Raw genomic sequence first — 11097 nt, 5'->3', positions numbered from 1 at the left:
GTTGCCATGTCACTGAATACTCGTCCTAGAAAGGCGTTAGATTGGCTTACACCATTAGAGAAATTTGCTCAGCTTGTTGATTATCATAAGGCTTTTGAAACTGTCGCACCTCATGTTTGAATTCGCCCTGCGTCTACAGATTATGAACTACTGAATTTGATAGAAGACGCATTATTACAAGAGTTGAAAGATGTGGATGGCTATTTAAATATAGGCCGTGAAACGGGTAATCACTTAAGAACCATATATTTTGCGTGTAAAGAGTTTAGAAAGCCATCCAAAGTCATTGATCAAGTAATTGAAAAATATAAAGGCAACTTTGAAATAGAGGTCAGTCTGTTTAAAGACAAATACTGGCGTGCTCTGAGTAAATTTACGGGTTAATCTCTTATATAAAAGACGAGTTCGCCTGAAGCACTTTTAAAATATAATGGGATAAAGTAACTCAATGACTGATCTTTCAGGGCATTCCAAACTTGATGTTAAAATAGTGGCTTTAGGGATCATTTTGAGTTGCGGTGTTGTATATGCTATTTATTCAACCGTTCGTCATTTTTATGTTTTAAATCAGGTCAATGAAGCCAAAGAAATGATGAGTGATATACAGTCATTATTGGTTTGGTCAATGCATCAGCATCATGATGATGTCACGCAGGCTTGTCATTTTAAAAATATACAACAGATTGCTCAATCCGTAGAATTTCAAAATATGAATCGTATTTTAAAATTACAGGATCAAATTCATCAGCAAAGTCAATTTGTTGAACAGATTAAAGTAAATGCCACGCCTGATTTACACCACTGTATAACTACGGCTTACTTTAGAAAAGAACCCTTTGTCAGCGAGCTTATTGCAGGAAAGTATATTTCCTATCATTATGATTTTAAGACTGAAACAATAAAATGTGTCACCAATATACACAAGCGTGCTTTAGTGAAAGCTTGTACTCGGCTATAACGGTGAAACATAAAAAAGCGAAGCAGATGCTTCGCTTTTTTCGTTTAGATCAACGTTCTAAATTACTGAGCTAGAGTGTGTTCTTTTAAATAATCTTCGGTGCGTTGCATTGCGTCTTTAATGTTAAGAATTGCATTTTCAACATCGGCAAAAGTCTTGGCATTACCACCACTTAAAGCCTGACGCCATTTTCGAGCACCCGGAAGGTTTTGGAATAAACCCAAAATATGGCGCGTGATAATCGACAATGGCGCACCCTCAGCCATACGCTTTGCAATATACGGCAGCATTTGGTCAATAATTTCAAAGCGATCAGGTAGATCCAAATTCCACAGCTGCCCCAGCTCTGCCAAAAGGTAGGGGTTATGGTAGGCTTCACGACCAATCATCACACCATCCACATGTTTGAGATGTTCTTGTGTTTCAGCAAAGGTTTTGATCCCGCCATTAATCTCAATCAATAGATTTGGGCGTTCTTGCTTTAAACGATAGACATCTTCATAACGTAGTGGCGGAACTTCACGGTTTTCTTTCGGAGAAAGTCCCTGAAGTAATGCAATACGTGCATGTACAATAAAATTATTACAGCCTGTTTTGGCTACGGTATCGACAAAATGCAGCATCTCTTCATAAGACTGCATATCATCAATGCCGATACGGTGCTTTACCGTCACTGGAATATCGACGGCATTTTGCATTTCAGCGATACATTCTGCAATGAGGTCCGGTTCTGCCATGAGGCATGCGCCAATTTTATTGTTTTGTACACGGTCACTTGGACAGCCGACATTTAAGTTGACTTCATCATAGCCCCAGTCTTGTGCCATTTTGGTACAAGTGGCTAAGTCTTTAGGGTTTGAGCCACCGAGTTGTAAAACGATCGGGTGTTCTTCATTGTTGTAATCGAGATGTCGATTTGCACCGCCAAACAGGATCGCGCCAGTGGTCACCATTTCTGTATAAAGAATGACGTTTGGGTTAAATAGACGCGCAAAGAAACGATAGTCTTTGGTCGTCCAATCCATCATCGGCGCAACACTGATTCGAGGATTCTGTGTGTTGCTTGGTTTTGATAAAATACTCATTGAAAATCAACCTATTGAATCAGTGTTGTGTTGAATTTATTTGCATCTATTTCATCTTTTTTTGCTCTTTTTAAAATTTGATTTACGCCATAAATACGCCATAATAAGTAAAAATATCATAAGGCGTAAAAATGGGTACAATCACGCAGCGTAAGTTAGTCAATGGATCAATACGCTATCGTGCTGAAATTCGAATCAATCGAAAAGATTTACCAATATATAAAGAAAGTAAAACATTTGGATCGAAGAAAGTTGCAGCAATTTGGTTAGCAAAAAGGGAAGCTGAAATAGAAGAAAATCCTGAAATTTTGTTTGGTCAAGAAGATGTAATAGATCTAACTCTTTCTAACGCTATTTCGAAATATTTGGCGGAAGTGGGAGCTGAGTATGGACGAACTAAAACATATTCACTCAAACTTATTCAGAAGTTTCCAATCGCGCGGCATGTTATCACAAAAATTAAATCGACTCATATTGCGGAACACGTAGCTCTACGCAAAAAAGGCATTGAAGATCTAGGACTCGCTCCTGTTGCATCTAGTACACTCCAGCATGAGCTTTTACATATTAGAGGGGTGCTATCTCATGCAGCGGTAATGTGGGATATAGATATTGATCTAAATTCTTTCGATAAGGCAACAGCACAATTAAGAAAGACACGCCAAATTTCATCAAGTCAAAAAAGAGATAGGCTTCCAACGAATGAAGAGTTGGCGGCATTGACGAAGTATTTTGTCAATAAATGGAATAATCCTGCTTACAGTTATCCAATGCATTTGATTATTTGGTTTGCAATTTACTCATGTAGACGTGAGGCGGAAATAACTCGAATGGAATTAAGTGATTTTGACATTCATAACAACTCATGGAAAATACGTGATTTGAAAAACCCAACAGGCTCTAAAGGTAATCATAAGGAGTTTAATGTATTACCTCAGTGTAAAAAAATTATTGAGCTTTTATCGGAGCAGGAAGTTAGAGCTAGAATGTTGAAAAGAGGCTATGGCGATGAATATCTGATACCTCTTAGTCCAAAAACAATAGGTGGTGAATTTAGAAAAGCTTGTAAGTTGCTTGGAATAGATGATTTAAAATTCCATGATTTGAGACATGAAGGGTGTACCCGTTTAGCTGAGCAAGGTTTCACTATCCCCCAGATACAGCAAATTAGTTTGCACGATTCATGGGGGAGTTTGGAAAGGTATGTATCAGTTAAACGAAGAAAACAGACCCTTAATTTTGAGAATTCGTTAGAGCTGACTTCGTAAAAATTTCATACTCTTTAGCTTGTTCGTTGTAACGTTTGTCTAAAACAAAAGCTAAGTCAAAAATATCAACTAAGTATGGTGATTTTTGACTTTCATCTATCTTGTAGCAAATAAATGGAAATTCCTTTTTTCTCGCTTTTTCTAATATTTTTGCTTTACTTAGATGGGGGTAATACATGGCTGCCACTTGTTCAAGAGTGGGAGTCATGGTTTTAAATTGCATGAATAAATAATCTGATAAATTCATTTGTACTTTGTTCATTTGGTTACTCTTTTAAAAGTTAATTCTTGAATCTTTAGTCATACAACTAAGGTATAGCTAACAAAATTCACTGAAATAATTGTAAAAAAGATGAAATGACGAATAATGAGGAAATAAGGGTAACTTTTTTCTTCATAGATAGCTCAATGCCAAAACTAACAGACATTCAAATCAACACTATTAAACTATTAGATTATTTATACTTCTACGATATTGTTTCGCTAGAAACCTTTTCTGATGAGAAGTCGGATTTTTATAAAAGGTTGAATGATTCTTTTCATCTAATTTTAGCTACAAGAAAATATAAAGGGCTGAGAGCTGAGCACTACAAGCATTTACTGTTGATGGGGCTAGACTTAAATATTGCCTATTATAGTAAATCGGATAAGATGCAAGAGAATGATGTTAGCAATTTTATCTCTGCTTTTAATGATGAGATACGTTTAGAAGTCGATAAGGCGGATTTTCCTATTGATGAATTTGCCCAAGATTTGCAGAACATATTGGATAGACAACCTATAAATCCGTTGAGCGGAAATGAACGCTATAAAATAGTTAGTCAGTTTTTAAGCTATGAATATGACAATATTGCCATTGGAGTACTTGGAAAATTACTTGATATGGGGATCTTAAAGGTCTCGAAGTATAGTAAAGCCTATCAGGTGATTTCTCAGGAATTATTAGATAAGTTATTCTTTAGAGCTATGCTATTTCTTGAATTAGAAATTTTTAAAAATAAGCTGTTGGCATCAAATTTAAAAATGTCGCAGATTGTAGATTTGAATAATTTAAGTGACCATGAAAAAGTCATTGCAGTTATTAAGTCTAACGCCAAGTTGGAAGCTTTGGAAAAAGTAGATTATCAGCGTATCTATACTATTGATCTAAACAAAAAAAATGATTTGTCGAGGTATTTTACTAATGTGGAGGCAAGGTTAGGGCATAATCCGATCTTTAAGCCCAACCTTGCATCTTGGGTTAGCTTGCTAGGAGCATGGCATCTGATGCTGGTCAAAAAGAACAACATAAATAAACCATTATACCGTGAGACCCCTATCCACATCTTAGATGCTGAACCTACCTGTTCTGAGATAGCAAAAAAAGAAATGGAAGAGTATGGTTTTGCTATTTCGGAAAGAACCTTATTTGACCAACATAATAGTATTTTTGATTTTTATAAGCTTATTAGAATTACAGTGAATGACATGATAGATGATGGCTTCTATGGAATATTAGAACCAGTACTAACTAAATATTTCTTTTATGATCCCAATATTGGGGATAAGTTTAAAAGTGCTTTAAGCAAAGTGAATATGAGCTTAAATCAATAAAATTTTATTAAGATACCTATTTTCATTAGGTCTGCACGCACAAACCCAATCTTAGTTATATAATGGACTAGATTGGGTGTGACTGGTGGAAAGATTATTTTTACAAATATAGATTTTCTCCATCGACTGAACAGCATTCTTTGGCATAGGTTTCATTGATGAGTCTTTCGATCATTTGCTCTTCGGACAGACCATTCTTGAAAGCTAATGTAAGCAACGCTTCTCTAGCTCTTTTAGTTAATGCGTAATAGTGAGGTTTTTTCACCTTTTTCTCCTCACGGTGCTTTTTTTGATACCACGCGTTAGATAATTTTTTTCTTAAAGCATAGTGAATATTTTCATCTTCATAATAGATAATATCAAATATTGAGTTAATTAAAGTCTCATATTCAGATACATGTGATGCATCTCTTCTGTATCTCCTAAATTCTGAGTTTTCATTAATATACTTTTTAGCCCATACAAAAAAATCAGAGCATGGTGATTTAAAATGACTGTTGAATTTTGTGTATATTTTGTCAAATCGAAAATATATATTTTCAATTGATCTAGAATTTTCATAATAAAAAGGGATTGTATAAGCCAGATAAAGGAGCTGGAAGTATAGATTTTTTATATCTAAAATTAAGCGATCTCCTTCTTTTTCATTCAAGACTTTGCATGCAAATTGTAAGAATCTTTGATTATCTTTAATTTTATTAAAGTCAAAAGAATGTATTGTGATTCTAGATTGAAAATCCTTTAAATCACGTAAAAAATAATAGATATCATCATCACTACTATTATTCATTTCATCAATTATAAATTTACTTATGTTCCTGAGTTTATCTAGGCTGTTCAGTTTTGCTATATCTTTTTCTATAGCAGCGTTGCTCTCCCGTATTCTGCGATTGTTATCAATATTTGGGCGATGATAGACAAACAGTGCCCAGATAAGATCTTCATCTCTAAGTTGTGTCAGGAATGATTTAAGATTGTCTAGTTCAGAATTGCGCATTTTGTATCCTGTTTTAAAAAAGCTTACGTCATACTTTAGGTAATAAAAACAATACTTTCTACTAAGTTTTTCGCTCTATTTCCCCTTGTTTTGCACTATATTTTTAAAAGCTTTCTACTAAGGGGTAAGGGTGTTATAAATAAAAAATGTTTAGGCAATATAAGTTTTTAATTTAATTTTTTTTATAACTAAAATTAGGTACTAAAACGATATAGTCTAAAATTCATTTTATTCCTTAATTCTAGCTTTTAATGAGAGGTAGGGTATTAAAAAATCTTTGTGAAATACGGGAAAATTGTATTTGAATTTTTGTATTTTATTTTGATTTAATGATAATTTGGTTTATTTTAAGCTTTGGTTATTAATCTAATCTTTTATTAGTTAATGCTTTGTTAAGAAGTAAAAAGTATATATATACTGAATTCCCGTATCTCTTATGAAACTAACAAACATATAGGTTTAAATATGAGGTATTCAATTAACCAAGCAAAACTTACACTTGAGATTGAGAGCTTTTTAAAACGCTTAAAAAGACAACGTACAAAATGGGATGGATTCTATTCACAGCTTACTAATCTGTTATTAGACTTTAATGATATTTATGATCCTGATGATGAATACCCAGGTTATCTTCAGTTCTTTGTTATTCTGATATATGACTTACAAAGCATAGACTCTGATGAAGTTGATCTTAAAAATGAATTGGAATCGATTGGGTATAGAGAATTGAGATCAGAGTTGTTAGATTTATCTGACCTTTGTGAAAAATATTATGAAACTATTGAAAAACAGAAAGATGAAAATAAAATTGAAGTGCAGAAATATTGTAGATCAATACTTAATAAATGCAGTCGAATATTAGTTGTTCGTGTAGACTTGGGTTATTTGCAAGAATATTCTAGTCGAATCAGAGTTGAAGATATTTATAATGATTTGGATATACTACTTAATCGTATCCAAAATAAAGATGGCATATTTAAACATGTGATCGGATATATGTGGGGAGTAGAGCAAGGTGGTAAAAGTAAAGGTTTTCATTGCCATTTAGCAATCATTTATGATAATGCCTATCGTGCTGGAGGTGCAGCATATTGGGGGGATGAAATAATCGAGCTATGGAGGGATATTACTAGGGATTTTGGTCAAGGATATAATTGCTGGAACCGTGAACGTCTAGCGAAACTTCGAAGAGAGAATAAGCTAGGGATCGGTGTGATTTATCGTCGTGATTCCACCCAAGTAACAAATTTCATTGAGGCAATGCAATACATTGCTGATCATCACAAACGTACTCTTCAATACTTACGTGTAAAGCCAAAAGGACGAAGAGTATTTGGTAAAGGTCAGTTAAGAGCGCAGTATGATAGACGCTAAATGAAGATAATCTCAGATATACATTATCTAGATGAAAACGAGGTTTTAAATACTTTGCAAGGCTTGCCAATCGGTGAGCCTTTGTCATTTCTAGAGGTATATATTATGAGTTTAAATTGTCCTTATTGTTTTTCGGATCAGGTTATTCAAGTGGTCAATCAGCAGGTGAATGGTTCTGATTCTACAGGTCTAGCAGCGTCCGCATCGTTCGCAACTATCGGTGCAACCATTTCAAAGGGTTTACCTTTGCCTGTATCACCACTGCTTGGCGGGCTTGCAGGTGCAGTCATTGGTGGCCTATTCAGTAGTGTGTTTGATGAGCCTAAAAAGCCGATCACGCTGACCTATTATCACTGTAATCACTGTCAGCAGAATTTTCGTTGAATTAGCATAGGAGATAAGAACGATGGCACATCAAATCGAACAAATCGCCTATGTTGGCGAAACCCCTTGGCATGGTCTCGGTAATCAGCTGAGTCCGAATCAACCACTCGAAGTTTGGGCACAGCAAGCTGGAATGGATTGGCGGATTGAATCCTCGAATGTCAGCTATATGGCACAGAATGAACGTGGCCAAAGCATCATCATGCCATTTGAAGAGCAGCGTGTCTTGTATCGTTCAGATACCCATGCACCTTTATCTGTGGTCAGTCAGCGTTATCAGGAAGTTCAGCCTAAAGAGATTCTGGAGTTTTATCGGGATCTGACTGAACAATCAGGCTTTGAGCTAGAAACTGCGGGGGTGCTGAAAGGTGGGAAGAAGTTCTGGGCTTTGGCACGTACTGGGCAAAGCACTGCATTAAAGTCTAAGGATGTCAGTAATGGTTATATCTTGCTGGCTACTGCGTGTGACGGCACGTTGGCAACGACGGCACAATTCACAAGTATCCGGGTGGTCTGTAACAACACGTTAGCCATTGCTCTACGTGGGCAGAGCAGTAGTGCTGGTGTAGTGAAAGTTCCACATAGCACCAAGTTTGATGCAGAGAAAGTGAAACAGCAATTGGGTATTTCAGTTCGTGCATGGGATGAGCACATGTATGAAATGAAACAGCTCACACAGCGTAAGGTGAGTCAGCAGGAAGCTAAAGCCTACTTTGATGCGGTGTTCAACAACAGCACCATGTCAGTTTCCGATCCTGAAGAAAACATCATTCAGTTCTATCGCAATGTCGCGCAGCAAGCTCAGGAGAAAAAGCCTGAACCTAATGGTCGCGCCATGAATAAAGCTTTGGAGATGTTTAATGGTCAAGGTCGTGGTGCTGACCTGTCATCAGCTAAAGATACGGCTTATGGTTTACTTTGTTCGATCACAGAATTTGTGGATCATGAACGACGTGCCATGAGTACCGATCATCGTCTTGATTCAGCTTGGTTCGGTGCAGGTGCTGGTCTTAAACAAAGAGGATTGGAGCAAGCACTTGCTTTAATCGCCTGAAATTAACCGATTCACTTATGTTGAAATCAAGTCACCCCAAACAAATGCTAGTCATAGCACTCATGTAACCCCTATCAATTAAAACAGCAAATAAATCGCCATACCCGACCTCGTGTCGGGTATGGCTTTTTTATGCATTTCTTTTACAGAGATCAGAATTAATAAGGATAATTCCATGAATCAAATTGTACCTATTTCCCATCAGCCTACGACTGTAGGATCTAAGATCGTAGTCAATCCAACCATTACTACCAAACGCTCAACAGCAGCCAAGCGACTGGTCAACACCAAAGGGATGGAATATCAGGACTGGCTCGAAGTTCGTAAACAAGGTATCGGTAGTAGTGATGCCGCTACTGCCTGTGGTCTTAATCCCTACATGTCGATGTTAGAACTCTGGTTAATCAAAACCGGACGACAGGCTCAATCGATAGAAGATGAAAGTTCAGGTGTGGCACCGTTGTATTGGGGTAAGCAGCTGGAACCTTTGGTGGCAGAGTTCTATAGCATGCACACCCATAACAAGGTGCGACGGATCAATGCAGTACTTCAGCATCCTGATCCCGATAAATACTTTATGTTAGCCAATCTGGATTACAGCGTGGTCGGCAGTGATGAAGTCCAAATTTTGGAATGCAAAACAGCAGGTGAGCATGGAGCAAAATTGTGGCGTGATGGTGTGCCTTTATACGTGCTGTGTCAGGTACAACATCAACTGGCGGTGACTGGTAAACAGGCAGCGCATGTTTGTGTCTTGATCTGTGGGCATGAAACCAAGATCTTCAAAGTGACACGATCAGAATCCGTGATTGAACATATTGTTCAAGCAGAACGATATTTCTGGGAATGCGTGGAAAAGGATACACCACCATCCGTGGATGCAAGTGAATCCGCAGCTAAAGCGATTCAACAACTTTATCCAGCGCATGTACCTTTAACCGTAGAGGATCTGTCTCAGAATCCAAATGCCAATTTGATGTTCGACCAGCTCATCAAAATGAAGGAAGAGATTCAGCATCAACAGGAACGCTTTGACCAAATTAAACATGAAATTCAGATGATGATGCAAGACAAGGAAAGGGCTGTCTTTACTCATGGCTCAGTAGTCTGGAAGAAAGCCAAGGATTCTATCAGTCTCAATACCAAGGCATTGCTTCAGCACCAGCCTGAACTCATAGAGCTTTATCCACTTCAAAAGCAAGGCAGTCGTCGATTTAACATCTATACCGACTAAGCCCTATCTACAGCACCAAATCAAAAATTCACAAAAATCGCTCCCCGCTCTCTACCCTTCGGTAGAGAGCAAATCGGTCGCGATCTCTGTAGCACTTTATCTGGCTCTACATTCTTTGGGTAGCTTATTTGGTCCTTATTCCGACCTACATACATAGACCCAAATTTGTAAGGTAATACATTAAGGAATATCAACATGATTAAAGGTTTAGCAATTACTCCTCCAATACTTGGACGGATCAGTATCGGTCGGATGATCGAGAAGAATGGCAAACGCCTACCGGAAAAGGATGACCAGTTCACCATTACTTCCCAGATTCAAAGCAAAGAAGGCTGGGTTAAACATCCACTGGATGATCAGCTGCGAGCGAATGCTCCGAATCAGAAGCTACGTTCAATCCCTGTCAGAATGATCTTTAATGATCCTGATTTAAACCTGCGTGCAGAATACAGCCTGTTTGACCGACAGACTGGAAGACCTGTCTGTGTCGGTAATGGAGAAACCTGCCAGCGTTTAACCAATCAAGGCGTGGAGCAACTTCCCTGTCCATCCCCTGATTTATGTCCATTGGCTCAAGGAGGGAACTGCAAGCCCTACGGGCGTTTGCATGTGAACCTGGATGACTCAGATGAGTTTGGCACCTTCATCTTTAGAACTACAGGCTTTAACAGTATCCGTACTTTGGCTGCACGGCTGAGTTATTACCATGCGGCATCAAATGGTTTGCTGTCATGTCTACCCTTGCAATTGATATTGCGGGGCAAGAGTACGACACAAAGCTATCGTCAGCAGGTGTATTACGTGGATCTAACTTTAAGGGAGGGGATTAGCTTGAATGAAGCCATTATTCAGGCAAAGCAAATTGATGAGCAGAGTAAGCAGGCTGGGTTTTATCAGGAGGCTTTAGACTTTACTGCAAGGAAGGGTTTTGCGAATGGAAGGATGGAGGTCGATATAGAGGAAGGCTTGGAGGTAGTTAAGGAGTTTGATATAGATGAACTTATTGAATCTGAACCCCTGCAAACTAGAACCAAAAAGGAATCTAAATCAGGGCCTAAGTTCCATCAGGGAGAGGGTGTTGTACAAGAGATTCAGAAAAGCTTGCAGCAGAATGTACGGGTTGTAAATTAAAAAAACTTAAAGAGAACAG

11 protein-coding genes and 2 pseudogenes are annotated in these 11097 nt (G+C 37.8%); 10 read left to right on the top strand and 3 right to left on the bottom strand.

Translation table 11 applies throughout. The features are described 5' to 3' along the window. The 3 genes and pseudogenes from MF4640_RS18935 to MF4640_RS03915 form a co-directional block, all read left to right on the top strand. Positions 1-120, top strand: a pseudogene (locus tag MF4640_RS18935) (IS30 family transposase); the annotation flags it as partial. A 9-nt stretch (positions 121-129) separates the two neighbouring features. After that, a pseudogene (locus tag MF4640_RS03920) lies at positions 130-384 on the top strand (DUF695 domain-containing protein); the annotation flags it as partial. Between the two features lie 64 nt (positions 385-448). After that, positions 449-958 carry a hypothetical protein gene (locus MF4640_RS03915; protein ID WP_078388757.1) on the top strand — a complete coding sequence of 170 codons (510 nt, stop codon included), beginning with the start codon at positions 449-451 and terminating at the stop codon, positions 956-958. A gap of 62 nt (positions 959-1020) precedes the next feature. On the opposite strand, the gene dusA is transcribed toward MF4640_RS03915, so the two are convergent. Further along, positions 1021-2043 carry a tRNA dihydrouridine(20/20a) synthase DusA gene (gene dusA / locus MF4640_RS03910; RefSeq protein ID WP_078388756.1) on the bottom strand — a complete coding sequence of 341 codons (1023 nt, stop codon included), beginning with the start codon at positions 2041-2043 and terminating at the stop codon, positions 1021-1023. Positions 2044-2174: 131 nt separating this feature from the next. On the opposite strand from dusA, the gene xerC reads away from it, so the two are divergent. Then, positions 2175-3311 (top strand): tyrosine recombinase XerC, encoded by a 1137-nt coding sequence (xerC, locus tag MF4640_RS03905; protein ID WP_004281613.1) that lies wholly within the window; start codon positions 2175-2177, stop codon positions 3309-3311. Here the strand turns inward: xerC and MF4640_RS03900 are convergent. Next, positions 3277-3573 (bottom strand): pyocin activator PrtN family protein, encoded by a 297-nt coding sequence (locus MF4640_RS03900; protein WP_004281614.1) that lies wholly within the window; start codon positions 3571-3573, stop codon positions 3277-3279. The genes xerC and MF4640_RS03900 overlap by 35 nt on opposite strands. A 146-nt stretch (positions 3574-3719) precedes the next feature. On the opposite strand from MF4640_RS03900, the gene MF4640_RS03895 reads away from it, so the two are divergent. After that, positions 3720-4904 carry a hypothetical protein gene (locus MF4640_RS03895; protein WP_078388755.1) on the top strand — a complete coding sequence of 395 codons (1185 nt, stop codon included), beginning with the start codon at positions 3720-3722 and terminating at the stop codon, positions 4902-4904. Positions 4905-5004: 100 nt separating this feature from the next. On the opposite strand, the gene MF4640_RS03890 is transcribed toward MF4640_RS03895, so the two are convergent. Continuing rightward, positions 5005-5901 (bottom strand): hypothetical protein, encoded by an 897-nt coding sequence (locus MF4640_RS03890; RefSeq protein WP_078388754.1) that lies wholly within the window; start codon positions 5899-5901, stop codon positions 5005-5007. Between the two features lie 465 nt (positions 5902-6366). Here MF4640_RS03890 and MF4640_RS03885 point away from each other — a divergent pair, with 465 nt between their 5' ends. The 5 genes from MF4640_RS03885 (at position 6367) to MF4640_RS03865 (ending at position 11078) form a co-directional block, all read left to right on the top strand. Next, entirely contained in the window at positions 6367-7275 is a 909-nt protein-coding gene (locus MF4640_RS03885) for an inovirus-type Gp2 protein (protein WP_078388753.1), read from the top strand. 105 nt (positions 7276-7380) lie between these two features. Then, positions 7381-7659 carry a hypothetical protein gene (locus MF4640_RS03880; protein WP_078388759.1) on the top strand — a complete coding sequence of 93 codons (279 nt, stop codon included), beginning with the start codon at positions 7381-7383 and terminating at the stop codon, positions 7657-7659. Positions 7660-7681: 22 nt separating this feature from the next. Then, positions 7682-8713 carry a DUF932 domain-containing protein gene (locus tag MF4640_RS03875; protein WP_078388752.1) on the top strand — a complete coding sequence of 344 codons (1032 nt, stop codon included), beginning with the start codon at positions 7682-7684 and terminating at the stop codon, positions 8711-8713. A gap of 175 nt (positions 8714-8888) precedes the next feature. Continuing rightward, the gene (locus tag MF4640_RS03870; protein WP_078388751.1) at positions 8889-9947 is read left to right on the top strand and encodes a YqaJ viral recombinase family protein; all 1059 of its coding nucleotides are present in this window, start codon (positions 8889-8891) and stop codon (positions 9945-9947) included. A 195-nt stretch (positions 9948-10142) separates the two neighbouring features. Beyond that, the gene (locus MF4640_RS03865; protein WP_078388750.1) at positions 10143-11078 is read left to right on the top strand and encodes a hydrolase or metal-binding protein; all 936 of its coding nucleotides are present in this window, start codon (positions 10143-10145) and stop codon (positions 11076-11078) included. Positions 11079-11097: the final 19 nt, after the last annotated feature.

This window comes from Acinetobacter sp. MF4640 (assembly GCF_002018895.1).
In the GTDB taxonomy this organism is placed as follows: domain Bacteria; phylum Pseudomonadota; class Gammaproteobacteria; order Pseudomonadales; family Moraxellaceae; genus Acinetobacter; species Acinetobacter johnsonii.
Note: the sequence above shows the minus strand (reverse complement) of the source record. Positions and strands in the feature narration are given on the sequence as shown.

Coding starts and splice junctions, on each gene's coding strand:
- MF4640_RS03865 (WP_078388750.1), top strand. CDS start 10,143: ATGATTAAAGGTTTAGCAATTACTCCTCCAATACTTGGACGGATCAGT.
- xerC (WP_004281613.1), top strand. CDS start 2,175: ATGGGTACAATCACGCAGCGTAAGTTAGTCAATGGATCAATACGCTAT.
- MF4640_RS03900 (WP_004281614.1), bottom strand. CDS start 3,573: ATGAACAAAGTACAAATGAATTTATCAGATTATTTATTCATGCAATTT.
- MF4640_RS03915 (WP_078388757.1), top strand. CDS start 449: ATGACTGATCTTTCAGGGCATTCCAAACTTGATGTTAAAATAGTGGCT.
- MF4640_RS03870 (WP_078388751.1), top strand. CDS start 8,889: ATGAATCAAATTGTACCTATTTCCCATCAGCCTACGACTGTAGGATCT.
- MF4640_RS03875 (WP_078388752.1), top strand. CDS start 7,682: ATGGCACATCAAATCGAACAAATCGCCTATGTTGGCGAAACCCCTTGG.
- MF4640_RS03885 (WP_078388753.1), top strand. CDS start 6,367: ATGAGGTATTCAATTAACCAAGCAAAACTTACACTTGAGATTGAGAGC.
- MF4640_RS03880 (WP_078388759.1), top strand. CDS start 7,381: ATGAGTTTAAATTGTCCTTATTGTTTTTCGGATCAGGTTATTCAAGTG.
- dusA (WP_078388756.1), bottom strand. CDS start 2,043: ATGAGTATTTTATCAAAACCAAGCAACACACAGAATCCTCGAATCAGT.
- MF4640_RS03895 (WP_078388755.1), top strand. CDS start 3,720: ATGCCAAAACTAACAGACATTCAAATCAACACTATTAAACTATTAGAT.
- MF4640_RS03890 (WP_078388754.1), bottom strand. CDS start 5,901: ATGCGCAATTCTGAACTAGACAATCTTAAATCATTCCTGACACAACTT.